Genomic DNA, 26,444 nt, shown 5'->3' on the forward strand with positions numbered 1-26,444 from the left:
AAATCTCACCATGCAGGTCTTGATCACAGGCGGCACCGGGTTCATCGGCCAGGCCCTGGTGCAGCGGCTGATGGCAGCGGGCCACGCCGTCACCGTCTGGAGCCGCCACCCCGCGCTGGCCGCCCGGCAACTGGGCGCAGGCGTGCGGTGTGTGTCCGCGCTCAACGCCATTGCCGCCACGGACCGCATCGACGCCATCGTGAACCTGGCCGGGGCCCGCGTGGTCGGCCCCCCCTGGACGGCCGCACGCCGCCAGGTGCTGCTGGACAGCCGCGTGGGCACCACCCAGGCCGTGCTCCAGTGGCTGCAGCAGACAGGGCAGCGCCCATCGGTGTGGGTGCAGGCCTCGGCCATCGGCTTTTATGGCGTACGCCCGGCCGAGGAGACCCTCACCGAGACCAGCGCGCCCGGCCAGGGCTTTATGTCAGAGCTGTGCGTGCGTTGGGAGCAAGCCGCCGCGCAGGCCACCGCCCTGGGCACCCGGCAAGTGGTGCTGCGCCTGGGCGTGGTGCTGGGGCCTGGCGGCGCGCTGCCGCCGCTGCTGCTGCCCATCCGGCTGGGGCTGGGCGGGCGCATGGGCTCTGGCCAGCAGGTGATGAGCTGGATCCACCGCGACGATGTGCTCACGCTCATCACCACCGCGCTGCTCGGCACGCCCAACAGCCCGCAGAACAGCCCATCCATGCAGGGCATCTACAACGCCACCGCCCCTGAGCCCGTGCCCCAGGCCACCTTTGCCCGCACTGCAGGCCAGTTGCTGCACCGCCCGGTGTGGCTGCCCGTGCCCGCAGCGCCCCTGCGCTGGGCCCTGGGCGAGATGGCACAGCTGTTTGTCGATGGGCAAACCGTCGTGCCCGCCCGGCTGCAGCGCGAGGGATTTGCCTTCGCCTACCCCGGCTTGCGAGAAGCCTTGCGCAGCCTGGTTTAGGCGCCCGCCAGATCAGGCCACCCCCTCAGTGACCTGCGCACGGGTTCCAGCCAAGGGTTCTCCAGTGGTACGACATCAGACATCAACTCCTATACTCCCGCCCCAGTGCAGGCGGCAGCGCTGGGGCAACCCAGGCCGCTGACCCGCACGCCATGCCCGCATGGCGACAACAACAACGACTGGAGACTGAACCATGCCATTTTTGAGAGCAGCGGTGTGCGTGCTCGCCGCTTTTTCCGCCTCTTTCGCCCTGCCCGCCGTGGCGCAAGAGAACTGGCCCACCAAGCCCTTGCGGCTGATCATTCCCTTCCCGGCAGGCGGCAGCAGTGACCAGTTGGGCCGGTTGATGGCCAAAGAGCTGGGACAAAAGCTGGGGCAGCCGGTGCAGGTGGAAAACACCGACGCCAAGGGCACCAAGGCCGCCGCCGGGGCTGCGCCCGATGGCTACACGCTGGTTCTGTCAGGCGTGGGCACCAACGCCATCAGCCACGCGCTGAACCCCAACCTCGACTACGACTCGCTCAAGGACTTCGTGCACATCTCGCAGTTGTCCGAAGGCCCCAACGTGCTGGTGGTGGGCGCCGCATCGCCCCTGAAGTCGCTGCAAGACCTCATCGAAACAGGCAAGGCCCACCCCGGCAAACTCACCTATGCCCAGGTGCACGCCTCGTCGGGCCATTTGTCGATGGAGCTGCTCAAGCAAACCGTGAGCACCTGCGTGAGCGGCTCTTCCGGCGCCCGCAACTGCACCACGCTGGGGCTGACAGGCGTGCCCTTCACCGGCGCCAAGCCCGCGCTGGACGCGGTGCTGGACAACAAGGCCGGCATGATGTTCACCAACCTGGACGCCGTGGCGCCGCATGTGCGCAGCGGCAAGCTGCGGGCACTGGCCGTCACCAGCCTGTTCCGCAACCCGCAACTGCCCGATGTGCCCAGCATCTCCGAGGCGGGCTACCCGGGCTTCAAGGCCGTGTCCTGGGTGGGCATCTCGGCCCCCAAGGGCACTCCGCCGGCCGCAGTCACCCGGCTCGAAAAAGCCATGGAAAGCGCCTTCAAAGGCACCGATGTCGGCAAACAACTGGAGGCCCAAGGCTTGGTGCTCATCGTGTCCCGTTCTGCCGACTACACCGACTTCATCCGCAAGGAAATCGAGCGCTGGCGCCGGGTGGTGAAGGTAGCGGGCATCCAATCGCCTGCGTAACGCCAAGGCAGCCAGATCACGGCAAAGCCGAGGCCCTGCTAGTGTCCTGAGTTGGAAGTTCGTTGATGAAATAAAGAAGTCGAAATCGTCGTCAGGCAAGGCGCAAACCACAGCGATAGCCGTAGCTATCGCGAGGATTTGCAACGCAGCATGGCGGCGATTCTCGGCATCTTTATGAAACGAATCTCCAACTCAGGACACTAGGCCCTGGCTTGAGAAACCGCCGTTTGGCTTCACCTAAGCGGCTTGCACCCCTCTTGCTGCAGGCCCCATGTGCCGGAGCATGGGGCCTTGAACGCTATTACTTCAATAGCTGCCAGCGCTTTATCAATAAGCGCTAGAGGTCTATTTGATGCCTAAACCCCACTGGCTTCTGATCCCCCTGCGCTGGCTGGCCCACCTGGGCACCTGGCTGCTGGCCGTGCTGGTGGCCTTCGAGGAATGGGGTTGGGAGCCTCTGCAGCGCGTGCTGGCACGCATCGGTCGCTGGCCTGGGTTTCGGTGGATCGAGGGGTTTGTGCGCTCACTGCCGCCCTGGGCCGCGCTGGCGCTGTTTGTGTTGCCATCCCTCACCTTGCTGCCCATCAAGCTGCTGGCCCTGTGGGCCATGGGGCACGGCCATGTAGGCCTGGGCATGCTCATCATCCTGGGGGCCAAGGTGGTGGGCACCGCGGTGCTGGCCCGCCTGTTCACACTCACGCGCCCGGCCCTCATGCAACTGCACTGGTTTGCCTGGCTGTACCAACGCTGGGTGGACTTCAAAGAGCCGCTGCTGGTGCGCGTGCGGGCGTCGTGGCCCTGGCGGGCGGCCCGTGCCATCAAGCGGCGGCTGGGCACTCGGTGGCGCGTCTGGTGGCGAGGTCACACGCCGCCGGGGCCGGGCGCCTGACGCAATCAGAGACTCACGCCACCACGTAGTCCGGGTGCCGAGCGCAAATCTCGTCGAGTTGGCTCAGCGTGCCGGAGAGGTGGGCGCGCAGCTGGTCCTGGGCATTGGCCGGGTTGCCCGCCGCAATGGCATCGACGATGGCGCGGTGGTCTTGCACCACGGCGGCGGTTTTGCCCTCGGTGGGCAGGTGCAGGCGGCGCAGCCGGTCCACATGGCCGGACATGCGGCGCACCAAGTCCCACAGGCCGGCCACCCCGGCCGCCTCGTACATCAGGCGGTGAAAGTCCTGGTCGGCGGCCACGAACTCGCTGTAGTGCTCGGGCCCCATCACCAGGACCATGCGCTCCACTTGGGCGCGCAGGCGCTCCAGCGTGGCCGGGTCGGGCTGCTGGGCCAGGGTGCGCACCACCTCCAGCTCGATGGAACGGCGCAGGTAGTGCGCCTGCTTGGCAGCGCTGATGTCGATGCGGCTGACCACGGTGGCGTGCTGCGGAAAGATGTCGACCAGCCCTTCTTCGCCCAGCTTGAGCAGCGCGTCGCGGATGGGGGTCTGGCTGATGCCGAACTGCTCGGCCAGCTCGGCGCGGGCCAGCACGGTGCCGGGCACCAGGTCGAGCGCCACGATGGCCTCGCGCAGTTTTTCAAACACTTGGGGCGCGGCATGGCGCGAGCGGTCCAGGCGGACTTTTTCGATCACTTTTTCAATCACGGGCATGGGCGGGATTGTCGCATTGACGCACTAATATATTAGTGCTTTAATGTTTTTCATGACACGCCGCACCTACGATTCCCTGCGCAGCGCCCGCTGGTTTGCCCCGGACGACCTGCGCTCTTTTGGCCACCGCTCCCGCATCATGCAAATGGGCTACGCGCCCGAGGACTGGGTGGGCAAGCCCATCATTGCCATCGTCAACACCTGGTCTGACATCAACCCCTGCCACGGCCACTTCAAGCAGCGGGTCGAAGACGTGAAGCGCGGCGTGCTGCAGGCCGGGGGCTTCCCCATCGAGCTGCCCGCCATCTCGCTGGCCGAGGCCTTCGTCAAGCCCACCACCATGCTCTACCGCAACATGCTGGCCATGGAGACGGAAGAGCTGCTGCGCAGCCACCCCGTGGATGGCGCGGTGCTGATGGGCGGCTGCGACAAGACAGGCCCCGGCCTGCTGATGGGCGCGATGAGCGCAGGCCTGCCCTGCATCTTTGTGCCCGCAGGCCCCATGCTGCGCGGCAACTACAACGGGCAGATCCTTGGATCAGGATCGGACGCCTGGAAGCTGTGGGACGAGCGCCGCGCTGGCAATCTGAGCAAGACCGAATGGCTGGGCGTGGAGGCTGGCATTGCCCGCAGCCACGGCACCTGCATGACCATGGGCACCGCCGCCACCATGACGGCGATTGCCGAGGCGATTGGCATGACCCTGCCGGGCGCATCGTCCATCCCCGCACCCGACGCCAACCATGTGCGCATGAGCGCCGAAAGCGGCCGCCGCATTGTCGAGATGGTGTGGCAGGACGACACCCCGGCCAAGCTGCTCAGCCGCGAGTCGTTCCTCAACGGCATCAACGTGGCCATGGCCGTGGGCTGCTCGACCAACGCCATCGTGCACCTGGTGGCCATGTCGCGCCGTGCGGGCGCACACTGCGCCGTGACGCTCGATGACTTTGACGCCGCCAGCCGCCGCGTGCCCGTGCTGGCCAATGTGCGCCCCAGCGGCGACACGTATTTGATGGAAGACTTCTACTACGCAGGCGGCCTGCTGGGCCTGATGTCGCGCATGCGCGAGCACCTGCACCTGGGCGCGGCCACCGTCACCGGCAAGCCGCTGGGCGAGAACATCGAAGGCGCCAAGGTGTTCAACGACGACGTGATCCGCACCACCGAAACCGCCATCTACGCCGAAGGCGCCCTGGCCGTGCTGCGCGGCAACCTGGCGCCCAATGGCGCCGTCATCAAGCCCAGCGCCTGCGCACCGCACCTGCAGCAGCACACCGGCCCGGCGCTGGTGTTTGACGACTACGCCACCATGAAGGCCGCGGTGGAAGACCCCGACCTGGACGTGACGGCCGAGCACATCATGGTGCTGCGCAACGCGGGCCCCCAGGGCGGCCCCGGCATGCCCGAGTGGGGCATGCTGCCCATCCCCACCAAGCTGGTCAAACAAGGGGTGCGCGACATGCTGCGCCTGTCCGACGCGCGCATGAGCGGCACCAGCTACGGCGCCTGCATCCTGCACGCCTCGCCCGAGGCCTACATCGGCGGCCCGCTGGCGCTGGTGCAGACCGGCGACCTCATCACCGTGGACGTGCCAGCGCGCCGCATTCACCTGGAGGTGAGCGACGCCGAGCTGGAACGCCGCCGCGCTGCCTGGGTGCCGCCGCCACCGCGCTTTGAACGCGGCTACGGGTGGATGTTCAGCCGCCACATCCTGCAGGCCGACCAGGGCTGCGACTTTGACTTTCTCGAAACCGGCTTTGGCGCGCCTGTGCCCGAGCCCGACATTTTCTGATGCCCGTATGCACTCCACGACCCCAAAGCCGTTCACGCTGAGCCTGTCGAAGCGCCGCGCAAGGCTTCGACAAGCTCAGCCCGAACGGTTGGGGTTCTGGCTTGGACTCTGATGAATTGAACGCGAATCCGCACCCGCCCCTTCGGCCCCAACCCTTTTTGCATTGAGCCCCACACCCATGGCACTGAACTCCACCACCCGCGCCTTGCTGGCCAAAGTCAGCACCGCCACGCTGTGCACCGCCCTCTTCAAGCGCGGCCTGCGCAACCAGTTTTTGCAAGACGTGCACCCGCTGCGCACCGGCCGCGCCAACATGGTGGGCGAAGCCTTCACGCTGCGCTACATCCCGGCGCGGGAAGACCTCAACCCCATCAGCGTGTTCCAGAACCCCGACCACCCACAGCGCAAGGCGGTGGAAGACTGCCCCCCCGGTGCCGTGCTGGTCATCGACAGCCGCAAGGACGCACGCGCCGCCTCGGCCGGCTCTATCCTCGCCTCGCGCCTCATGCAGCGCGGCGTGGCCGGGCTGGTGACGGACGGCGGCTTTCGCGACACGCCAGACATTGCGGCGCTCGATATGCCTGCCTACCACCACCGCCCCTCGGCCCCCACCAACCTCACGCTGCACCAGGCCATCGACATCAACGTGCCCATTGGCTGCGGTGACGTGGCTGTGTTCCCCGGCGACGTGGTGGTGGGCGACAGCGAAGGCGTCATCGTCATCCCCGCCCACCTGGCCGATGAGATTGCCGCCGAGGCGACCGAGATGACGGCGTTTGAAGACTTCGTGACCGAGAAGGTGATGGAGGGCCGCACCATCATCGGCCTGTACCCGCCCACCAACCCGCAAACGCTGACCGACTTTGCCGCGTGGCGGCAGGCGCACGGGCGCTGAAGGCTCGACACATTCATCCCCATCCAAGGGCCCGCAGAGGCCCTGGCCTTTTCATCCTTTGCAGGAGACATGTATGCAACCCGTTCCATTAACCCTTCACCACCCACTGCGCCGCGCCGCGCTGGCTCTGTGCGCTGCAGCGCTGCTGCCCGCACTGGGCACACTGACGGCCACCCAGGCCCACGCCCAGGCGCCTGAATGGCCCACGGCCAAGCCCATCAGCTACGTGGTGCCCTTCACCGCCGGTGGCTCCACCGACATCATTGGCCGCACCATCGCCAACAAGCTGCAAGAGTCGCTGAAACAGGCCGTGGTGGTCGAGAACAAGCCCGGCCAGGCAGGCGGCATTGGTGCATCGTTTGTGGCCAAGGCCGCGCCCGATGGCTACACGCTGTTTGGTGGCACCATCAGCACGCACGCCATCAACGCCAGCCTGTACAAGAACCTGTCGTACCACCCGGTCAAGGACTTTGAGCCCGTGGCCCTGGTGGCCACGCTGCCCAACGTGCTCATCATCAACCCCTCGCTGGGCGTGAACAACGTGGCCGAGCTGATTGCGCTTCTCAAGAAAGACCCGACCAAGCGCATGTTCGCGTCCTCGGGCGCGGGCACCTCCACCCACCTGGCGGGCGAAATGTTTGGCGACCTGATTGGCGTGAAGCTCACCCACATCCCGTACAAGGGCACGCCCCCCGCACTCACCGACGTGGCTGCAGGCCAGGTGTCCTTCATGTTCGACCAGATGACCGCCGCCCTGCCCCTGGCCAAGGCCGGCCGCGTGAAGCTGCTGGCCGTCACCACCGGCAAGCGCATCACCCTCGCGCCCGAGCTGCCCACCATGATCGAGTCCGGCGTACCGGGCTTTGAGATGTCGTCGTGGCAGGCCATCTACGCCCCCAAGGGCACACCCAAGGCCATCGTGCAAAAGCTCAACGCCGAAATCGTCAAAGCCCTCAAGCAGCCCGATGTGCAAGCCAAACTGCACGACCAGCTGGGCATGAACATCGTGGGCAGCACGCCCGAAGAGCTGGCCGCGCACATGGACAAAGAGATTCCGCGCTGGGCTGATTTGGTGAAGAAGTCGGGCGCGACGCCAGACTGATCTGGGTGACTACGGTGCAGGGCCCGCGCCCCCCTGCACCACGCTTTGCTGCCAGCCCAGCAGCTGCGCCTGCAAGGCCCGGCACTGCGCAGCGGGGGCGGGCAAGTCGCTGCTGCGGTGGCTGCTGCCATCTTTGAGCACCACCCGCACATAGCAAGGCCTGCCGGGCTTGCCCCAGCCCACCAGCACCGTGTGAATCTCGTCGGCCTGCAGGCGCACCGGCAACTGCCAAGACCCGGCGTAGCGCAGCTCCAGCGCAGTGGCCTGCGCATGCAGTGCGACAAATCGGCCCCAGTGGCTCGCATACGCCCAGAACGCCCCCACACAGCACAGGCCGAGATAGCCCCACACCACCCAGCGCCCGCGCAGCAGAGTGGCCAGCTGGCGCCCGCCCACCCAGGCCGCCAGCACCATGGCGGTGAAGGTGATGCCCAGGCCCACCAACACTGCAGCAAAGTCCCCAGCCACCTGCGCCGGGGTGGCAAACTCGATGTCCATGCGTTCCCCCTTTTGAAGTCCATTGTGCAGGGCTTGCAATCGCTATATTTTTTGTAGCTGCTTACGCTTACCAATCAAGCCCTACAGGCCAATTTGATTCAAAATCGCACACCGACAGGCCACGGGCTTGCCTTTGCAGCCCGGCGCCTTTGTAATCGGCTTCGCGCTTGCCATTGCGCCCTTTTACCCATCAGGCTTTTTTGATGAACTCTCCCGAGGACGATTCGCGCTTTGTCGCCGGTGACGGCCCCGTCAACCGGCGCACTGCGCTGCTGCACGAGCGCCAGGCCCGCGCCACCGAGGAGCCCCCGGCCCACACCGAACTGGCCGATCGGCTGCACCGCGCGCATGCGCGCACCCAGCTGGGCACGCCGCTGGCCGACTACTTTGCCGCGCCGCCGCAGGCGCATGTGGCGCCCTCGGCGTTGCACATTGCCACCAGCGTGCTGGCGGCGGGCGGTGCGGTGGTGGTGTTGCTGGGGGTGATCCAGTCGGCAGTGCTGCCGCTGGCTGCAGGCGCGGGCGCCACCCTGCTGGGTGCGATGGGCTGGTGGCGCACACGCCCCGCACGGCCTGCCCACAGTGCTCTGGCCCCAGCGGCAGCTTTGTTTGACACAGAAGCCCTGCAAGCCTTTGACCGCGCCCTGGAGGCCGCCGCCCCCGAGCTGGGCGAGCAGGCCACGCAGCACTTGCTGGAGACCAAGGAAGCCTTCCAACGCATGGGCCACGAGCGGCCCACGCACGATGAACACTTCACCGTGGAAGACCGCTTGTTTCTGCGCGAGTGCCTGCGCCGCTACCTGCCCGACACGCTGCAGGCCTACCTGCGGGTGCCCGCAGCACAGCGCCGCCAGGTGCTGCACGAAGGCCAGCCCTCGGCCCACGATGCGCTGCTGCAGCAACTGGCCCTGCTGCACGGTGAAATCTTGGCCCGCGAAAAGAAAATCGGCCGCAGTGCGGCCGAAGTGCTTGCAAGGCAGCAGCGGTTTCTCGAATCGAAGAAATCGCGCTGATCACCCCCTACCCGTTCAACCTGAGCCTGTCGAAGGGCTGCTCAGACTGTGCCCCGGCTTCGACAAGCTCAGCCCGAACGGGTGGGGATGAGCTTGCGCAGGAGCCGGCGCGGGGATCAGGACGCGTCGCTGCCTTCGCGGGCGCGGGTGGCGCGGCGCTCCAGCAGCTCTGCCTCTTGCGCATCACGCACGGTCTTGGACAGCGTGAAGGTGGAGCTGACCAGGAACAGCCAGCTCACCAGCATGTAGTACTTCTGCCATTCGTCGATCTTCATGCGCCACAGGCCCCAGCCGGTCAGCAAGATGGCCGCTGCAAAGGCCACCCACACGGTGATGACCCACTGCGAGGTGTCCACCGCCCCGTCGCGGTTGTCGCGCTGGGTCTTGGCCACGGCAAAGGTGCTGAACAGGCAAAAGAACAGGCCGATGGCCAGGAAGGCGCGGTCCAGCTCCTGGCCGGGCAAGTTGATCACGCCGATGGCGGCGCACAGCACCGACAAGGCAAAAGAGACGCGCACTTGCAGGCGCCATGCGGTGGTGTCGCGTTGAACCATGTAGCGGGTTGCCATTTCAGTTTTCCTTCGTCAAGTTAAAAATAAGGGACACGGAAGAGACACGGGAAACAAGCAAAGTCAGAGCTTCACGGGCCCGCTGAGCTGCGACGAAGTGGCCTTCTTGGCCTGCTCCATGCGCACCTTGTCGATGTATTGCTCTGCCCGCTGGATTTCGGACGCGATCATCGCGTTGTTCTGCCCCATCACCACGATGGCCTTGGAGCGGAAGTCGTCCATCGCGTCCATGGCCTTGAAGGTCTGGTCGAACATTTCCTTGAGCTTGTCGATGCCCACCATGGGGTTCTGCGCAAACTGCGTGGTCTTGTCCACATGGGTGTTGAGCTGGCGGCCAGTCTCGGCGATCAGGTTCTCGATGGTGCTGTTCACGCCGGTGAGCATGTCCATCACCTTGATCTGATTGCCCGTGGCGCGCGCCACGGTCTGGGCCACGGCCAGCGCGCTCATGCCGGTGGTGGCCACGCGCGAGCAGCCGTTCATCATCTCGCGCCCGGTCTTCTTGAGCACATCCAGCGCCAGGTAGCCGTTGGTGCACACGGCCTGCTGGGTCAACATGTCTTGCAGGTTCTGGCGGGCATAAAACAGCACCTCTTGCTCCAGCGCCTTGGCGCGCTGTGGCTCGGTGGCCCTCAGCGATTCGACCTTGGCCATGAGCCGCTCGTCCAGCACCTGCGCAAAGCGCATGGCCCCGGTGAGCTTTTGCATGGCGTCCCACAGCTTGGTGCGGGTGGCTTCGATCTCGACCACATCGCGCTGCATGTCGTCGCGTGCGGCATAGAGCTGCTCCATGCTTTTTTGCAGCTGGCCGCCGGCGCTTTCAAAGCGGCGAAAGTAGTTTTGCAGCCGATTGCCAAAGGGGATAAAGCCCAGCAGCTTTTGCGGCTGGAACAGGTCGCCCTCTTTGCCGGGGTTGAGCGTGTCGAGCTGGCGGCGCATGTCCTGGATGGCGCGAAAGGCCGTGCCGTCTTCCACGCCCACAAAGTTGCGCTCCATGAAGCGCCCCTGCATCAGGCTGGCGGCCACCGAGATTTCTTCACGCCCCAGGGCAAAGGCGCTGTCGAGCTTGGCGCGAAAGCCTTCGCTTTGCACGTCTTCGGACATCAGGCTGTCGACAAAACGGCTCACCTGGTCTTCCACGGCGCGCGCCACTTCGGGGGCCAATGGCACGGCCGTGCTGGCCACTTCGTTGCTGACGGGCTGCACCACCTCGGGTGGAGTCAGCTGAAAGGTGCCTGCGGCGCTCGCGCTCTGTACAGGCTGTGCGGTCTGCACGGGGGTCGGGTTGGACATGCGCTTCTCTCCTCGGTTTGTCGTTGATTCTATGGACGGGCGGGGCCTGCAGGGCGGCCCGCGGCGGCCCCTTGGGGCATCTGCGCAACACCCTCTGCTGCGCTATCAGCCGCGCTTTCATCAGCGCTGGGCGTACCGCACGAAAAGCAGTAGCGCGAGAACGCGTTCTTGCGGGTGCTGCAGTGGCCGCAGCGGTCAAACAGGCACAGGCCGCAGTGGGGGCAGTAGTCGATGGCCTCGTTCTTGAGGTCCACCGCCCGCTCGCAGCCGGGGCACACGCTCTTGGCCAGACGGGCCATCACCACGTCGTAGCCCAGTTCTTCACGGCGCTGGGCGTCGGGCAGGGATTCAGCCAGCCTTTGGCGCTCCAGGTAGCGGTTCAGCGCCAGGATGGCGTAGCGCCCCACCAGCACCGTGATGCCAATGCCCACCACATAGCGCACGTAGCCGCCGTAGCTGGGCAGGTAAGGCACCAGCTCCACAAAGAAGGCAAACAGCGCAAAGAAGATGAAGCCCCACACAAACGGCCAGTAGGTGCCCTTGCGCTTTTTGACGAACAGCCAGCCCGCCGCCACCAACAGTGGCAGGGTCAGGGCGAGGCGGTACAGAAACACGCGCAGCTCGACCTTGCGGCTTTCCACACGCAGGCGCTCGTAGCCATCGGTTTCCAGATCGCTGAGCTGCCTTTGCGTGGCCGCTGCTGTCTGGCGGGCATCCAGCGCGGCCTGCTGCTGGGCCTCCACAGCGCGCAGGGCCTGGCGCTCGGCCTGCTTGAGCTGGTCCAGCTGGCGGGTGCGGGCCAGCACCTCGGGGTCGTGCTCGGCGCGCTCGGTCACGCGGCGGGTGGCCAGCCAGTTGTTGAAGGTTTCGCGCTCGGCCTGGTTGTCGCTTTGGGCCTTGCGGTGCTGCAGCTGGGCCTGCTCCAGCGCGGTCTGGGCGTCTTGCTCGGCCTCGCGCTGGGTGCGGATTTTGTCGCGCAGCGCCTGGGCCTGCGCCTTGTCCAGAAAGTCATCCACCCGCAGGGGCCGCTCCACCTTGGGTAAATCGCCCACCACGGTGCCCCCCAGCCCGATCAGAAAGCTGGCAAACGCCACGGCCACCAGCCACAGCCCCCGCCGAAACCACTTCTCTGACAAACGCAAAGACTTGCTCATGGCTACCTCACTTTGTTTTGCTATGTTTTCAATAGCTGCTAGCGCTTTATTAACAAACGCTGGCAGCCACTTTCACCAAATCATTCACATGCTGCAGGTGTACCTCACCCGTTCAGGCTGAGCCTGTCGAAGCCAGGCCCCCCTGCCCCGTAGGTCGGGTTAGCCCGCAAGGGCGTAACCCGACGCGCACAGGGCATGCTGCGTTGACGTCGGGTTACGCTGCGCTAACCCGACCTACACGGCTTGCAAGCGCACAGACTTGCGCATGGCCACCCACTTTTTTGCTATGTTTTCAATAGCTTCCAGCGCTTTATCAATAAGCGTCAGCAGCCTTTCTTGACTGCAAACGCATGGCTTCAGCGCTTGGCCTGCACACCCACCGGCGCTGCCGCCAGCTGTGTGCGCTGCATCCACGACAGCACCGAGTCCACTGTCACCGTCTCAATGCGATCGGAATACCGCTTGTCGTTGGGATGGTCGTCAAACGCAATGTTGGCCGAGCCCACGCGCCCGCCCAGCCGGGTCAGCGGCCCCAGCTTCAGCGCCGTGGGCTCGTAGCCCTTGAAGCGCAACCACGCCTGGGCCTGCTCACGGGTGCGCACGGTGGCGGGCTCCATGGCAAAGGCCAGGGTCTCCAGCGCCCACTGGTTGGACTGCTGGTACTTGGTGCCCCACGCGTAGCTGACCATGCTGTAGGGCTGGGCGTGCAGCATGGTGGCGCGGCCGTTGTCGCTGAGCACCGGCAGCAACTGGGCCTGCACAGCGGGGCTGGGCACGGCCAGGACGGCCTCAAAGCGCCACAGGTCGTCCAAAAAGAACTCGCCCAGGCCCTGCCGGTACACATGGCCCACGGCCGTTCCGCATTCATTGAGCTTGTGCGCCACGCGCCAGGGGCCTTCGGGCGTTTTGTAGGCCCAGCCAAAGTGCGAGTAGCGCAGGCCGTACTTGCTCAGGTCTTGCCCGGCCCGGCCAATCAGCACCACCGTGGCGCCGCTGCGCTCGTTCTCGGCATCCAGCGCCTGCGAGGTTTGCGCCGCCAGCGCCATGCCACGCTCGATCACCTGGGCAGTGACGGGCTTGCGCTCGTCACAAGCGCGGCCTGCATGGGCTGGGGCTGCGCCCAGCAGGGCGGCACCGGCCAGCACCGCCACGCCCCACACAGCAGGGAGACCAGGCAAAGGGTTGCGCTGCGCGGGGGCCGGCACGGGCGTTCGGGACACTGGCGCAAAAGAAGTCGTCATCGGGATCATGGTGTGGGGTGCCTTACAAACGTTCGTTGTGCAGCAGGGCACGGCCAATGGTATTGGGCACAAAGGCCAGCGCCTCGCCCGCCACCGACAACACCACTCCGGTGCCGATCACGCTGCAGGTCACGGTGGTGCCCACCGCCTGGGCCGAGGCCCCCACCCCGCGCCCGACCACCTCCACGCTGACCCGGGCCCCGTCAGAGGCACGCTCCAGCACATACAGCGTGCCCGCGGCAGACGCCTCCACCGACTTCACCACCAGCACGGCGCCCGTCACCGACAGCGCTGCAGGCAAGGCCACCACGGCCCCGGCCGCCGCCGAAACCCCTCCAGCCACCGCCACCACCGAGGCCACCGGCAGCAGCGACAGCACTGCAGACGCCTCGCTGTGCGCGTGGGCTGGCGTCACAGCCGTTACAGCCAGCGCGCCCAACACCCCGGCGGTCAACAGCACACGCGCCAGCGCCTGCTTCCACCGGGGGGTGGCCCAGGATGGATTGGTCAGGGCCTGGCGGGGCGGGGCCACGGCGATGGCCTCGGAGACAACATTGCGGCGAAAGAGTCGCATGGGATGGGGGTGCTCCATGAAGGAGCCTGGGTTGAACACGATGCGAATAGTGCCAACTCGTAACTTGCGTGTCTGCGTTCGAACGTAACAGTGCCTGCCCACCGGCCAAAAAGTACCGTTTTTTTGTACTTTCTGCGCCAAACCCACTCCTGGGAGCTGCGACAAAGCGCTTCACTGCCACCCATGCACCTGCGCGACAGCCTGGCAACCGGGCTGCCCAGACAATGCCCGCGAACCTGGCGCACCCCACGCACCCACCTCCCATCCAGGCATCGCAGCCCTATTTTTTGAACCCCATTGCCATGACCAAAACCTTTGACCTCGTCGTCCACGGCGCCACCGGCTTCACAGGCCGCCTGGTGGTGGAATACCTGCTGCAACGCTACCCCGCAGGCAGCGGCCTGCGCTGGGCCATGGGCGGGCGCAATGCCGACAAGCTCGCCGCCGTGCGCGACGAACTGGGAGCCCCCGCCGACACCCCACTGGTCGTGACCGACACCTCCAACCCCGCCAGCCTGCAAGCGCTGATGAACACCACACGCCTGGTGTTGACCACAGTGGGCCCCTACCAGCTGTATGGCAACGAACTGGTGGCCGCCTGCGCCGCCAGCGGCGTGGACTATGTGGACCTGTGCGGCGAACCCGCCTGGATGCGCCAAATGATCGACGCGCACGAAGCCACCGCCCAGGCCAGCGGCGCGCGCATCGTGTTCTCGTGCGGGTTCGACTCCATCCCGTTCGATCTGGGCGTGTACCTGCTGCAAAAGGAATTTGCCCAGCGCTTTGGCCACCCCGCCCCCAGGGTGCGCGGCCGCGTGCGCAAGATGAAGGGCACCTTCTCAGGCGGCACCGCCGCCAGCCTCAAGGCCACGCTGGTGGCCTCGGCCGCCAACCCCGCCGTGCTGGATTTGCTGCGCAACCCCTTTGCGCTGACCCCGGGGTTCGAGGGCCCGCGCCAGCCCTCGGGCCACAAGCCCATGGTGGACGAAGCCCTGGGCACGGTGAACGGCGCGGGCATCTGGGTGGCGCCGTTTGTGATGGCGGCCATCAACACGCGCAACGTGCACCGCTCCAACCTGCTACTGCAGCACGCCTGGGGCCAGGACTTTGTGTACGACGAAATGCTCGTCACCGGCCCCGGCGACAAGGGTGAAGCCTTCGCCAACGCCGTGGCGGGCGACAAATCGATGGGCTCCGATCAAGGCCCCAAGCCGGGCGAAGGCCCCTCGCGCGAGGAGCGCGAAAGCGGCTTTTACGACGTGCTCTTTTTGGGCACCGACGCCGCAGGCAACACCCTGCGCGTGGGCGTCAAAGGCGACCGTGACCCTGGCTATGGCTCCACCTCCAAGATGATCACCGAGGCCGCCGTCTGCCTGCTGCAAGACGCCACAGCAACGCCGGGCGGCATCTGGACCACGGCACCTGCGATGGGCGACAAGCTGATTGCGCGGCTGCAAGCGCATGCGGGGTTGAAGTTTGGGGTGGAGGGGACGGCCTGACGGGCAGGCCAGGAGGCGGTAGGTTCAACGAGAAACTCGGCAACCCCCGCGCCGCTACAGGAGATCACCTGCAGCTCACACACTTCATGCTGACCTCACACAGCGCTTCAAGACTTGCCGAACACAACGCTTCGACATCTTGAAAGGTCGCCATGATTCTCGCCATCGGGATAGGGTTCAGTCTGCTGTGCTTGGCCCTCTTTGGGGCAGCAGCCTTCTTCCTGGCCAAGGGTCTGGCCCGCGCTGTGAACGCCGTGTCCTGCCGACTCCTTGGATACACCCTACCCGTTCCCGCACTGCGTATTGCCTCCTGGGCCTGCGCCCTGCTCGTCTTGATCCTGGTCCCCATGAAGGGGTGCAGCCATTGGCAGGCCTCGTTGTATCGCCAGGCGATTCCTGCCCAGTTGGGGCCGCTGGAGTTGCTGTACCACGATGAGATCAGCAGCTTCAGAGAAGGCTGTGGGTTTGCAATTTTCAGGCTGTCCGATAAAGACTTGGCGCGCATACGCAGCCACGGTCTGGCGCACCTTGAAACGGCCCGCCTGGGCCGGGATAGCAACCCATACCACCAGTACAAGCCCTGGAACACCACGCCAGCGCCAGACAATGAGTACCTCTTTCGGGGACAAAGCTGCACCGGCGATCCGCCCGAATTGCTCCAGCAAGCGCAGCAGGCTGCAGACAAGCAAGGGGCCTTCTTCACCACAGGCCATGAGCAGGATCTGGTGGTGATTCCAGCGCTGGGAATACTCGTTTATTCCTTCAACGGATGAGGGCTGGCTACTCCACCTCCAAGATGATCACCGAGGCCGCCGTCTGCCTGCTGCAAGACGCCACCACCACCCCCGGCGGCATCTGGACCACAGCACCGGCGATGGGCGATGCGCTGATCGCGCGGCTGCAGGCGAATGCTGGGTTGGCTTTCGCCATGGAGTCCACAACATAAATGAATGCCTGAGGTCTGGGACATGACGCAGAGCCATCTCGCGGCACTTTCACACACGTTTTCGCTCAACCGTTGCAGAGTCCATGGTCAACTTACACTGCCTGCCTCCAATACAACAGATGGACAGGGAGAGGTATATGACGACAAGGCAAGCTCTGCGGGCCGCGGCACTGGGCGCAGCGCTGTGCGCGTTGCACATTGTGTCCACGGGGGCCATCGCTGGCGTGATCACGGGTACAGGCCCAGCCCCATCGCGCACCACATTGGGAACGAGCAACGCAGTGGCCTATCGGATCTCAGAAACCGCCCCGGGCCACCACATGCTGTTTCCGTATTTCACAGTGCAGCGCGGGCAGATGACGGTCCTGCACCTGATCAACACGGATTTCGAAAACGGCAAGGCCGTCAAACTGCGCTTTCGTGGTGCTGGCAACGGCGACAGCCTGCTGAGTTTGCATGTCCTGCTGACGCCTGGCGACGTCTGGACCGCGGCCCTCACTGCCGGCCCCGACGGCCGAGCGCAACTGACGACGGCGGATCACACCTGCACCTACCCAGCGCTTGACCGTGCGGCAGCACAGCCTTTCATGATTGACCGGTTGAACCCTGCCTGGAACCAAGAGACGCTGCACAACAATACTCGAGAAGGCATGGCCGAGGCCCTATTGATGGCCGATATCCCATCGGCCAGTGTTTACGGCGCACAGGCGGATGCCCATTCCAGCCTGTACCTCGCCACCCAAATGATCAATGAAACGGCACGCTGTACGCCAGCGACGCTGGAGGCAGCCCTTTCCAAGGACATGACCAATGAAGCGCAGGCCGCCGAGCTGGGCTTCGCGACCCCCTCGGGAGGTCTCAGTGCGACTTGGTACATCATCGATGTACCTGGCTCCACCACTCTGTCGGGCGCCGCAACCTCGGTAGTGGCAGTGGATAGCGCAGGGGCGCCGTCACGAGGAAACTTCACGGTGTTCCCGCAGACGGCACAGATGGTCGCGCAGCCAGAGCGTTACACAGCGGACCCACTGCTCGTCTCAGCGGGTATGGCCAGCCGTTCTAAAACTCTCGAAGGCGCAACATCCTCACCCACCACATCGCAGGTCGTGCAGGCCCTGTTCCACGACCTCCCGGATCTCTCGACGCCTTATTACCTGCAGCCGTCAGACATTAACGCGCGACAAACAGCTGCAGACGTTACTGAGCGCCTGCTGACCGGATCTGTGCGAAATCAATACGCGCAGGACGCGACCATTTCCGCACAGACAGACTGGATTCTGTCCATGCCCACTAAGCGTTACAGCGTGGGCTACGACTACAGCCAGGACGCGTCAACCGCGCTTGTCTATTCCGTGGTGCCGCCAGCCAGCATCGGACGACCCCAGTTTTATGACAGCGGGTCTACGATTGCGCAGTCCTACCAAGCTTGCGAGGCTTACGACGAGAAAGTCGCCAGCCGCGAGGGCACCCTGCGCCTTAGCGGAGCGATTTTCTTGGTGCCTGATCCGTCCGTCACCAGCTGCGGAACGGCCACCGTTGTCTCGTTCAGCAACGGCCCATCTGTCGTGTCAAGCTCGGTAGCTCGCTGGTACTTTAAAAGGGGATTTACCAATGGTTGGATGTCCTTGGTCCCCCAAAACCGTCCCGCACGCCCGGTGATCGGTGCCGCCTTGCTCAAGTTGACCAACCCCAATGCGACGCCCGGGGTTGCCGCCAACTACGGCCTCACCTTTCCGCACATCCTGAGTCGCCCGTGAGAGCCAACACGACTTTTCAGCATCGCATGCAGGCCGCCCGCTGAAAACCACCTTGTCTGTTTCAGAACGATGCATGGCCGTAGACGCATGGAGACGGCGCCAAGAAATCGCCACAATAAAGCGCACTCTTAGTGCATTGAACTTCGCCCGATGAACAACTCCAACCTGCGCCCCCGCGACTTGTGCCTGGCCCTGCTCGTCATCGTGGTCTGGGGCCTGAACTTTGCGGTCATCAAAGTGGGTTTGAACGGCGTGCCTCCCATGCTGCTGGGTGCGCTGCGTTACCTGCTAGCGGCGTTTCCGGCGCTGCTCTTTGTGCGGCCACCCAAGGTGCCGCTGCGCCTTTATCTGCTGTATGGCATGACGATGGCGGTGGGCCAGTTTGCGTTGCTGTTCACGGCCATCCACATCGGCATGCCTTCGGGGCTGGCGTCGCTGGTGCTGCAGTCGCAGTCGTTCTTTACCCTGCTGCTGGCGGCCTGGTGGCTGCGTGAGAGCTGGCACGGCAATCAGATGGCTGGGCTGGTGCTGGCCGGGGCCGGGCTGGTGCTGATTGGCAGCGCGCACGGGGCCTCGATGCCACTGGCGGGGTTTGCGCTTACCGTGGCTGCCGCAGCGCTGTGGGGCTGCGGCAACATCGCCACGCGGGCGGTGGGGCGCTATGGGCCGATGAACCAGTTTGCGTTCATCGTGTGGTCCAGCCTGGTGGCGCCGCTGCCGTTTTTAGCGCTGGCGGTGTGGATGGACGGGGCCAGCGCCGTGCTGGCCGCTGTGCAAAACCTCTCGCTCACCTCGCTGGCAGCGGTGGGCTACATCGCCTGGGTATCGACCTTGCTGGGGTTTGGGCTGTGGACTTTCCTCATGTCCCGCTACCCCGTGAACCGCGTGGCACCCTTCACGCTGCTGGTGCCCGTGGTGGGGCTGACGACGGGCTGGTTGGTGTTTGGCGAGCAACTGCTGCCGGTGCACTTTGCGGGCGCTGGGCTGCTGATGGCCGGGTTGCTGGTGAATGTGTTTGGAGGCCCTGCCTGGGCTGCGCTGAAGGGGCGCCTGCGCGCTGCGCCCTGACAGCGCCAAGTTGGGGGAGGTTGGCCTCAGGGGCGTTAAAGCGCCAGCGGCAGCTCGGTGGAGGACAACACGTTGCGCAGCACCATGAACGAGCGCACCTGCCGCACGCCGGGCAGGTAGATGAGCTGCTCGGCATGCAGGCGGTTGAAGCTCTCGCTGTCGCGTGTGCGCACCAGCATGAAGTAGTCAAACTCGCCGGTGACCACATGGCACTCCATGCAGCCCGAGATCTTGATGGCGGCTTTCTCGAACTCGGCAAAGGACTCGGGCGTGGACCGGTCCAGCACCACGCCAATCATCACCAGCATGCCCGCACCCACGGCCTTGGGGTTGAGCAGCGCCACCACTCCGTCAATGAGCCCCAGGCGCTTGAGCCGCTCCACCCGGCGCAGGCAGGCGGGGGCGCTCAGGTGCACCTTCTCGGCCAGGGCCACGTTGGACAGAGACGCATCGCGCTGCAGCTGGCGCAGGATGGCTTTGTCGGTGCGGTCCAGCTCGGCGGACACATCCGCCTGTTGCACATTCTTGGCACGAACTTTTGTTGCGCACATGGCTATTTTCAAGAAATTTAGCAATGACTAATTTTCATATGAAAAACCAAAACACCGAAATTCACCGCAAATTCACAACCCATTGATTCAGGCATTTTTCTACGATGAAGGCACTGCAAGCCCGCTTGCATCCCCCCCCTGCATTCCCCTTCCATCGACCGGAAAACGCCATGAACTTGCAAAAATTCCCCCGCCACCCGCTCACCTTCGGCCCCTCGCCCATCACGGCGCTGCCGCGCCTGTCGGCCCACCTGGGCGGCAAGGTGCACCTGTATGCCAAGCGCGAGGACTGCAATTCAGGCCTGGCCTTTGGCGGCAACAAGACGCGCAAGCTCGAATACCTCATCCCCGAAGCGATTGCGGGTGGCTACGACACGCTGGTGTCGATTGGCGGCATCCAGTCCAACCAGACGCGCCAGGTGGCCGCCGTGGCCGCGCACCTGGGCATGAAGTGCGTGCTGGTGCAGGAGAACTGGGTGAACTACTCCGATGCGGTGTACGACCGCGTGGGCAACATTGAGATGAGCCGCATCATGGGCGCTGATGTGCGCCTGGACGCTGCGGGCTTTGACATCGGCATCCGCCCCAGCTGGGAGCAGGCCATGGAAGACGTGAAGAAGGCCGGGGGCAAGCCCTTCCCGATTCCCGCAGGCTGCTCAGAGCACCCGTACGGCGGCCTGGGCTTCGTGGGTTTTGCCGAAGAAGTGCGCCAGCAGGAAAAAGAGCTGGGCTTCCAGTTCGACTACATCGTGGTCTGCTCGGTCACGGGCAGCACGCAGGCGGGCATGGTGGTGGGCTTTGCGGCCGATGGCCGCGCGCGCAAGGTGATTGGTATCGACGCCTCCGCCAAGCCCGAGAAGACGCATGCCCAGGTGCTGCGCATTGCCCAGAACACCGCCAAGCTGGTGGAGTTGGGCCAGGAGATCACCGCCGAGGACGTGGTGCTGGACACGCGCTACGGCGGCCCCGAGTACGGCCTGCCCAACGAGGGCACGCTCGAAGCGATTCGCTTGTGCGCGCGCCAGGAGGGCATGCTGACCGACCCGGTGTACGAAGGCAAGTCCATGCACGGCATGATCGACATGGTGCGCAAAGGCGAGTTCCCCGAAGGCTCGCGCGTGCTGTATGCCCACCTGGGCGGCGTGCCAGCGCTCAACGCCTACAGCTTCCTGTTCCGCAACGGCTGAGCCTGCCGCTGGCTGATCGCAGCCCCACTCCTTCGGGCCGCTGCGCGGCCCGGCATTCCGCAATCCTGCCCCATCCGCGCATCGGTGCGCAGGGTTGCGTTCTCTGGCAGTCATCAGCAAGAGGAGCATGGATATGAAGAGTGATCTACGCCCAACCCGGCGCGCCTGCGCCGCAGTGGCCATTGCAGCATGGGCCGCCTGCACCCTGACACCTGCCGCACAGGCACAGACGTACCCCACCAAGCCCGTTCAACTGGTCGTTCCGTTTCCACCCGGCGGGGCCGTGGACATCGTGGCCCGGCTCATCAGCAAAAAGCTGGGCGACCACCTGGGCCAGCCCATCGTGATCGAGAACAAAGGCGGTGCAGGCACCATCGTGGGAGCATCCTTCGTGGCCAATGCACCGGCCGATGGGTACACGCTGCTGATCAGCTCGGGCTCGACCTTCACGGTGAACCCGGCCCTCAACCCCAAGCTGCCCTACGACCCGGTCAAGAGCTACGAGCCCATCGGCATGGTGGCGCGCGTGCCCTTGATTTTGCTGGCCCACAAGGATGTGCCCGTGGGCAACCTGAAGCAGCTGACGGCGGCCGTGCGTGCCACCCCCGACAAGTATGTGTATGGATCGTTCGGCAACGGCACCACCGGGCACTTTGCGGGCGAGCTGATGTGGTCGGCCCTGGGCATCAAGGTCACGCATATTCCCTATAAGGGCAGCGCCCCCGCGATGAACGATCTGATCGGCGGGCAGATTCCACTCTCGGTCGACACCGTGGCAGCGGCCCTGCCGCAGCTCAAGGGCGGCAAGATCAAGGCGATTGCGGTGACGGGTGCCACGCGTGCCACGCAATTGCCGGATGTGCCCACCGTGGCCGAAGGCGGCTACCCAGGCTTCTCGGCAGATTCATGGCTGGCCATCGTGGCGCCGCGCGGCACGCCCGCCGATGCCAAGGCCAAGCTGCAAAAGGCCTTGTCTGAAACCCTGGCAGACCCCGAGGTGCGCAGCAAACTGGTGGCCAGTGGCCTGGAGCACGCCTACGAAAGCGCCGCCGCCGTGGCCGCCCGCATTGACGACGAACTGCCGCGCATGCGCGCGATTGCGCAGCGGGCCAATATCCGGGCGGAGTGAAGGACTGGGGTGCGCAGCCACCACTGCGGCTGCGCACTGAGTACCTATCTCATCATGCCCGCAGCAACCCCGCCACCCGCTCGCGCAGCACGGCGGGCTGCACCTGGGTGGCCTCCATCGCAGGCCCCACATTCAAGCCCACGCGGTTGAACATGCCCCGACGGAAAGGCTTCGCCATGGCGGTGCCCTGCTCCACGCGGCTGAAGAACGAGCCCCACAGGTTGGTCAGCGCCATGGGCACCACGGGGGCCTGCACACCGTCGGCCTGGGCACGCTCGATGATCTTCATAATGCCGCCCTTGAACTCTTGCAGCTCACCGTCCTTGGTGATGCCGCCTTCGGGGAAGATGGCCAGCAAATCGCCCTCACGCAGCACCTGGGCGGCGCGGTCAAACGCAGCCTGGTAGGTGGCGGGGTCGTCCTTTTGTGACGCCACCGGGATGGCCTTGGCCAAACGGAACAACCAGCCCAGCACCGGCACGCGGAAGATGCGGTGGTCCATCAGGAAGTAGATGGGCCGGGGGCTGGCGGCCATGAGCAGCACGGCATCGACAAAGCTCACGTGGTTGCACGCCAGGATGGCCGCGCCCGTGGTGGGAATGTGCTCATCGCCGCGCACCTTGAAGCGGTACACAAAGCGCGACAGCACCCAGGCCACAAAGCGCAGCAGGTATTCGGGCACCAGCAAAAAGATGTAGGCGGCCACCACGGCATTGGCGATGCCGGTGAACAGGAAGACTTGCGGCACCGTGAAGCCTGCGCCCAGCAAGGCCCCGGCGATGACGGAGCTGCCGATCATGAACAGCGCGTTGAGGATGTTGTTGGCCGCGATGATGCGGGCACGGTGCGTGGGCTGGCTGCGCATCTGGATCAGGGCGTACATGGGCACGCTGTAAAGCCCGGCAAACAGGCTGAGCAGTGCCAGGTCCAGCAGCACGCGCCAGTGCTGGTGTTGCGCAAGAAAGGCGGCAGCGCCCATCATCTCGGCAGCGGGCAGGCTGCGGGTGGCAAAGTACAAATCCACCGCAAACACGCTCATGCCGATAGCGCCCAGGGGCACGAGGCCGATTTCGACATGGCGGCGACTGAGCACCTCGCACAGCAGCGAGCCCACGCCAATGCCCACCGAGAACACCACCAGCAGCAGCGAGGCGACTTGCTCGTTACCGTGCAGCACCTCTTTGGCCAGGGCCGGAAACTGCGACAGGAACACTGCGCCGAAGAACCACATCCAGCTAATGCCCAGCAGCGAACGGAACACCACCACGTTGCCGTGCGCCAGTTTGAGGTTGCGCCAGGTTTCGGTGAAAGGGTTCCAGTTGATGACCAAGCTGGGATCGGTGGCGGGGGCGGATGGAATGAACTGCGCCACCAAGCGCCCCACCAGCGCCAGGGCCACACAGCCCACGGCCACCGCAGTGTGGCCAATGCCAGGGATGGCCACCAGCAGGCCACCGGCCACCTGGCCCAGCAAGATGGCGACGAAGGTGCCCATCTCCACCATGCCGTTGCCGCCCGTCAGCTCGCGCTCGCTCAGCACCTGGGGCATGTAGGCAAACTTGACCGGCCCGAACAGTGTGGAGTGCAGCCCCATGAGGAAGGTGCACAACAACAGCACCGGCACGTTGTTGGCCACAAAGCCCACGGCCGCCAACGCCATGATGGCGATCTCCAGGTTCTTCACGAAGCGGATCATCCGCGTCTTGTCGAACTTGTCGGTGAGCTGGCCGGAGGTGGCCGAGAACAGCAAAAACGGCAGGATGAACAGTGCACCGATCACCAGCCCCGCCATGGTCGGCGGCAGCCACGACACGCTGAGCTGGTAGGTCACCATCACCGTGAAGGCGAACTTGAACAGGTTGTCGTTGCCTGCGCCTGCAAACTGCGTCCAGAAAAAGGGCGCAAACCGGCGCTGGCGCAGCAGGGCAAACTGGTTGGGCTCTTCGTGGGCCGGGTGCGCAGAGTGCGCGGCGGGCTGCCCGTGCTGGGGGGTCATGCGGTTCTCCTCAAGGCTTTTTGTAGGGTGGTGTGCGGTGCGCACGGTGTCACTGCCCACGTTGCCCGCCATTCTGCATGGCGCGGCGTGGCACGGGCACAGCGATATAGCGGCTGTGGTGCAGACGCGCCATGGCAAACAGCACAGGCAAGGCAGCGCCCGCGGCCAGCAGGTGCTTGAGGGTGTGGCCCGACACCCAGCCAGCCGTGGCTTCGTACACCGCGTGGTCTGCCAGTTCCATCGCCTTGGCGGCGGCATACCAGGCGATCACGGCGCCCAGCTGCAACGCCAGTGCACCATGGCGGTGGGGCAAACATGCCAAGGCCAACACCACCAGCATGCCGCCGATTTGCACCACCGCCCAAGGCAGCAGGTTGCCCGTGTGGGACCACACCAGCACGGCAGCCGGTGCGGCCACCAGCAGGCCCAACGCTGTGGCCAGCCCGGCGCGGGGGCTGATGCGGCCCACGACGGCCAGCCCCAGCAGCCCGGCAAACGCCACCGACATGCCCAGGCGGTCCCACAGCAGGCCCGCATCGTCCGGCCGCCAGTGGTACCAGCTAGAGCCTGCGGTGGTAACCACCAGCCCCACAAAGAACAGCGCCGCCGTGGCGCGGGTGGCCAGGCACAACCGCAGGGCACCCAGGCGGCGCAGCCACACCAGCCCCCACACGCCCGCCACGGCAAACGGCAGGTTGCTGAGCACATCCAGCGCGCAGGGCAGGCCCCACCAGCCACGCTGGTCGGCAAAGTTGTGCTGGTGGGCACTGGCGGGCAGGTGGGGGCCCCACACGGCCAAGGCCAGCAGCACGATGGCGGCGATGAGAAATCCCCACTCGGCACGCTGCAGTGCGGGCCAGCGGCGGGTGGATGAAGGCAAGGAATGGACAGCGTTCATGGCAAGAGCCCCTTTCAGGGCGGCAACACAAGATGGAACGCAGTGTGCAAAGGCCCATAGGTTTCCCCCTCAAAAAGTCGCGTGCAGGGCTACCCAAAGCACTTCGGGTATCCATAATCGATACCCAATCGCCACCACCGATGAGCCGCCCATGAGCACGACCGCCGATCTTGTTGCCGCCCTGAAAAAAGAGCTGAAGCACGCGCAGATGACCTATGCCGACCTGGCGCAGGCGCTGGGCATGGCCGAGTCCAGCGTCAAGCGCATGCTGGCCAAGGGGGACATGCCGCTGTCGCGCATCGACGCCATCTGCCGCGCCCTGGCGCTGGACTTTGCCGACCTGGCCCGGCGCGTGGCCGATGAGCAGCCGCTGCTCAAAGAGCTGACGCAAGAGCAGGAAGCCGCCGTGGTGGGCGACAAGAAGCTGCTGCTGATGGCGATTTGCGTGCTCAGCCAGTGGACGCTGGAGCAGGTGGTGGCCACCTACCGGCTCACCGAGGCCGAGGGCATCAAGTACCTGGCCCAACTCGACCGCATCGGCATCATCGAGCTGCGGCCGCTGAACCGCTACCGCCTGAAGCTGGCCAAAACCTTCCGCTGGCGCCCCCACGGGCCGGTAATGCATTACTTTCGCGACCACGCGCTGCTCAACTACTTTGCCGGGGGCTTTGACGGCCCTGGCGAAGGCGTGCTGCTGGTGCACGGCTCCATCAGCCGGGCACTGGCCCCCGCCTTCATGGAGCGCATGCAGCGCGTGGCGCAGGACTTTGCGCAGCAGCACCTGGCCGACCAAAAGCTGCCCCCGCGCGAGCTGGAGGGCTACACCGTGCTGCTGGCCATGCGCAGTTGGGAGTTTGATGTGTTTTCCAGCATGCGCCGCATGGCGGGCTGACGGCCTGTTGGCCTGATGCCTCTACACAATCACTATTAATTTAATAGCTGCCAGCGCTTTATTCATAAGCGCCAAGCCCCAAAACCCTCCCAAAACACCTCCAACATGCCCACGACACAGCCCCGCCCACCCGTTCAGGCAACGCAGGTGCCACCGGGCACGGCCATCCATGCCAGCCTGCCCGCCGCACAGTTTTACGACGCCTACCAGGTGGCCGACCCCGCCCCAGCCCGCAGCGCCTTGCAGACCTGGCTGGACCTGGTCGCCCAAACACCGCGCTGGACGCAGCACTTGATGGCGGCACGCAACCGGCTGGTGCGCATGGTCGGACTCAAGGACCTGGGGCAGTTGCACGACCGGCACCCCACCGCAACAGGCCAGCTCTCGCGGAACGCCAGCGATTACCAAGTGGGCGATCGGGTGGGCATCTTCCTCATCCGCCACCTCAGTGACACCGAGGTGGTGATGGGCCAGGACGACAAGCACCTGGACGTGCAGGTGTCCTTGCACAAATACGCCCCTGCCGGGCAAGCCCCCATGGTGGTGGTCAGCTCGGTGGTGCACATCCACAACGCGCTGGGGCGTGTCTACATGGCCGTCGTCAAGCCTTTTCACCGGCGCATCGTGCGGGCCATGCTGGGGCGGCTGCAGTAGCCG

At 65.2% G+C, this 26,444-nt stretch carries 25 protein-coding genes and 1 pseudogene; 16 read left to right on the plus strand and 10 right to left on the minus strand.

What is annotated here, in order from left to right; all coding sequences use genetic code 11:
• Positions 1-10 precede the first annotated feature (10 nt).
• From CLU88_RS12275 to CLU88_RS12285, 3 genes are all read left to right on the plus strand, one after another.
• Positions 11-928, plus strand: coding sequence for a TIGR01777 family oxidoreductase (locus CLU88_RS12275; RefSeq protein WP_158235602.1), 918 nt, complete (start codon positions 11-13; stop codon positions 926-928).
• Positions 929-1,121: 193 nt separating this feature from the next.
• Positions 1,122-2,129, plus strand: coding sequence for a tripartite tricarboxylate transporter substrate binding protein (locus CLU88_RS12280; RefSeq protein ID WP_099656845.1), 1,008 nt, complete (start codon positions 1,122-1,124; stop codon positions 2,127-2,129).
• A 352-nt stretch (positions 2,130-2,481) separates the two neighbouring features.
• The gene (locus CLU88_RS12285; protein ID WP_233205452.1) at positions 2,482-3,018 is read left to right on the plus strand and encodes a hypothetical protein; all 537 of its coding nucleotides are present in this window, start codon (positions 2,482-2,484) and stop codon (positions 3,016-3,018) included.
• Between the two features lie 13 nt (positions 3,019-3,031).
• Here CLU88_RS12285 and CLU88_RS12290 read toward each other — a convergent pair whose 3' ends face one another.
• Positions 3,032-3,733, minus strand: coding sequence for a GntR family transcriptional regulator (locus CLU88_RS12290; RefSeq protein ID WP_099656846.1), 702 nt, complete (start codon positions 3,731-3,733; stop codon positions 3,032-3,034).
• 52 nt (positions 3,734-3,785) lie between these two features.
• On the opposite strand from CLU88_RS12290, the gene araD reads away from it, so the two are divergent.
• From araD to CLU88_RS12305, 3 genes are all read left to right on the plus strand, one after another.
• On the plus strand, positions 3,786-5,525 hold the full coding sequence (gene araD, locus CLU88_RS12295; protein WP_099658829.1) for an L-arabinonate dehydratase: 1,740 nt from the start codon (positions 3,786-3,788) through the stop codon (positions 5,523-5,525).
• Positions 5,526-5,703: 178 nt separating this feature from the next.
• A complete protein-coding gene (locus CLU88_RS12300; protein ID WP_199173444.1) occupies positions 5,704-6,420 on the plus strand; it encodes a ribonuclease activity regulator RraA in 717 nt (238 codons plus the stop codon).
• Between the two features lie 73 nt (positions 6,421-6,493).
• Positions 6,494-7,522 carry a tripartite tricarboxylate transporter substrate binding protein gene (locus CLU88_RS12305; RefSeq protein ID WP_099656847.1) on the plus strand — a complete coding sequence of 343 codons (1,029 nt, stop codon included), beginning with the start codon at positions 6,494-6,496 and terminating at the stop codon, positions 7,520-7,522.
• Positions 7,523-7,531: 9 nt separating this feature from the next.
• On the opposite strand, the gene CLU88_RS12310 is transcribed toward CLU88_RS12305, so the two are convergent.
• Positions 7,532-8,020, minus strand: coding sequence for a hypothetical protein (locus tag CLU88_RS12310; RefSeq protein WP_099656848.1), 489 nt, complete (start codon positions 8,018-8,020; stop codon positions 7,532-7,534).
• 203 nt (positions 8,021-8,223) lie between these two features.
• On the opposite strand from CLU88_RS12310, the gene CLU88_RS12315 reads away from it, so the two are divergent.
• On the plus strand, positions 8,224-9,033 hold the full coding sequence (locus CLU88_RS12315) for a hypothetical protein (protein ID WP_099656849.1): 810 nt from the start codon (positions 8,224-8,226) through the stop codon (positions 9,031-9,033).
• Between the two features lie 116 nt (positions 9,034-9,149).
• Here the strand turns inward: CLU88_RS12315 and CLU88_RS12320 are convergent, their stop codons facing one another.
• From CLU88_RS12320 to CLU88_RS12340, 5 genes are all read right to left on the minus strand, one after another.
• On the minus strand, positions 9,150-9,602 hold the full coding sequence (locus tag CLU88_RS12320) for a YiaA/YiaB family inner membrane protein (RefSeq protein WP_099656850.1): 453 nt from the start codon (positions 9,600-9,602) through the stop codon (positions 9,150-9,152).
• A gap of 63 nt (positions 9,603-9,665) precedes the next feature.
• Entirely contained in the window at positions 9,666-10,895 is a 1,230-nt protein-coding gene (locus tag CLU88_RS12325) for a toxic anion resistance protein (RefSeq protein WP_099656851.1), read from the minus strand.
• A gap of 29 nt (positions 10,896-10,924) precedes the next feature.
• Complete coding sequence (locus CLU88_RS12330) at positions 10,925-12,049, minus strand: serine endopeptidase (RefSeq protein ID WP_099656852.1); 1,125 nt, start codon at positions 12,047-12,049, stop codon at positions 10,925-10,927.
• A gap of 356 nt (positions 12,050-12,405) precedes the next feature.
• Positions 12,406-13,290 carry a DUF2145 domain-containing protein gene (locus tag CLU88_RS12335; protein ID WP_099656853.1) on the minus strand — a complete coding sequence of 295 codons (885 nt, stop codon included), beginning with the start codon at positions 13,288-13,290 and terminating at the stop codon, positions 12,406-12,408.
• A gap of 22 nt (positions 13,291-13,312) precedes the next feature.
• Positions 13,313-13,864, minus strand: coding sequence for a hypothetical protein (locus tag CLU88_RS12340; protein WP_233205453.1), 552 nt, complete (start codon positions 13,862-13,864; stop codon positions 13,313-13,315).
• Positions 13,865-14,166: 302 nt separating this feature from the next.
• Here CLU88_RS12340 and CLU88_RS12345 point away from each other — a divergent pair, with 302 nt between their 5' ends.
• From CLU88_RS12345 to CLU88_RS12365, 5 genes and pseudogenes are all read left to right on the plus strand, one after another.
• The gene (locus CLU88_RS12345; RefSeq protein ID WP_099658832.1) at positions 14,167-15,363 is read left to right on the plus strand and encodes a trans-acting enoyl reductase family protein; all 1,197 of its coding nucleotides are present in this window, start codon (positions 14,167-14,169) and stop codon (positions 15,361-15,363) included.
• Positions 15,364-15,515: 152 nt separating this feature from the next.
• Positions 15,516-16,136 carry a hypothetical protein gene (locus CLU88_RS12350; protein WP_099656854.1) on the plus strand — a complete coding sequence of 207 codons (621 nt, stop codon included), beginning with the start codon at positions 15,516-15,518 and terminating at the stop codon, positions 16,134-16,136.
• Positions 16,136-16,309 (plus strand): annotated as a pseudogene (locus CLU88_RS12355) (saccharopine dehydrogenase); the annotation flags it as partial. The gene CLU88_RS12350 and the pseudogene CLU88_RS12355, both read left to right, overlap by 1 nt.
• A gap of 137 nt (positions 16,310-16,446) precedes the next feature.
• The gene (locus CLU88_RS12360; RefSeq protein ID WP_233205454.1) at positions 16,447-18,066 is read left to right on the plus strand and encodes a surface layer protein NpdA; all 1,620 of its coding nucleotides are present in this window, start codon (positions 16,447-16,449) and stop codon (positions 18,064-18,066) included.
• Between the two features lie 150 nt (positions 18,067-18,216).
• Positions 18,217-19,134: an EamA family transporter gene (locus CLU88_RS12365; RefSeq protein WP_099656855.1), complete on the plus strand. Its 918-nt coding sequence runs from the start codon at positions 18,217-18,219 to the stop codon at positions 19,132-19,134.
• Between the two features lie 35 nt (positions 19,135-19,169).
• On the opposite strand, the gene CLU88_RS12370 is transcribed toward CLU88_RS12365, so the two are convergent.
• Positions 19,170-19,685: an Lrp/AsnC family transcriptional regulator gene (locus CLU88_RS12370; RefSeq protein WP_099656856.1), complete on the minus strand. Its 516-nt coding sequence runs from the start codon at positions 19,683-19,685 to the stop codon at positions 19,170-19,172.
• A 170-nt stretch (positions 19,686-19,855) separates the two neighbouring features.
• Here CLU88_RS12370 and CLU88_RS12375 point away from each other — a divergent pair, with 170 nt between their 5' ends.
• On the plus strand, positions 19,856-20,872 hold the full coding sequence (locus CLU88_RS12375; RefSeq protein ID WP_099656857.1) for a 1-aminocyclopropane-1-carboxylate deaminase: 1,017 nt from the start codon (positions 19,856-19,858) through the stop codon (positions 20,870-20,872).
• 133 nt (positions 20,873-21,005) lie between these two features.
• Entirely contained in the window at positions 21,006-22,001 is a 996-nt protein-coding gene (locus tag CLU88_RS12380) for a tripartite tricarboxylate transporter substrate binding protein (RefSeq protein ID WP_099656858.1), read from the plus strand.
• A 52-nt stretch (positions 22,002-22,053) separates the two neighbouring features.
• On the opposite strand, the gene CLU88_RS12385 is transcribed toward CLU88_RS12380, so the two are convergent.
• On the minus strand, positions 22,054-23,997 hold the full coding sequence (locus tag CLU88_RS12385) for an MFS transporter (protein ID WP_099658834.1): 1,944 nt from the start codon (positions 23,995-23,997) through the stop codon (positions 22,054-22,056).
• Between the two features lie 49 nt (positions 23,998-24,046).
• Complete coding sequence (locus CLU88_RS12390; protein ID WP_099656859.1) at positions 24,047-24,895, minus strand: hypothetical protein; 849 nt, start codon at positions 24,893-24,895, stop codon at positions 24,047-24,049.
• Positions 24,896-25,046: 151 nt separating this feature from the next.
• Here CLU88_RS12390 and CLU88_RS12395 point away from each other — a divergent pair, with 151 nt between their 5' ends.
• Together CLU88_RS12395 and CLU88_RS12400 are read left to right on the plus strand one after the other, a co-directional pair.
• On the plus strand, positions 25,047-25,787 hold the full coding sequence (locus CLU88_RS12395; RefSeq protein WP_099656860.1) for a helix-turn-helix transcriptional regulator: 741 nt from the start codon (positions 25,047-25,049) through the stop codon (positions 25,785-25,787).
• 105 nt (positions 25,788-25,892) lie between these two features.
• Positions 25,893-26,441: a DUF2867 domain-containing protein gene (locus CLU88_RS12400; RefSeq protein ID WP_099656861.1), complete on the plus strand. Its 549-nt coding sequence runs from the start codon at positions 25,893-25,895 to the stop codon at positions 26,439-26,441.
• Positions 26,442-26,444 lie beyond the last annotated feature (3 nt).

Origin of the sequence: Acidovorax sp. 56 (assembly GCF_002749705.1) — a bacterium.
In the GTDB taxonomy this organism is placed as follows: domain Bacteria; phylum Pseudomonadota; class Gammaproteobacteria; order Burkholderiales; family Burkholderiaceae_C; genus Acidovorax.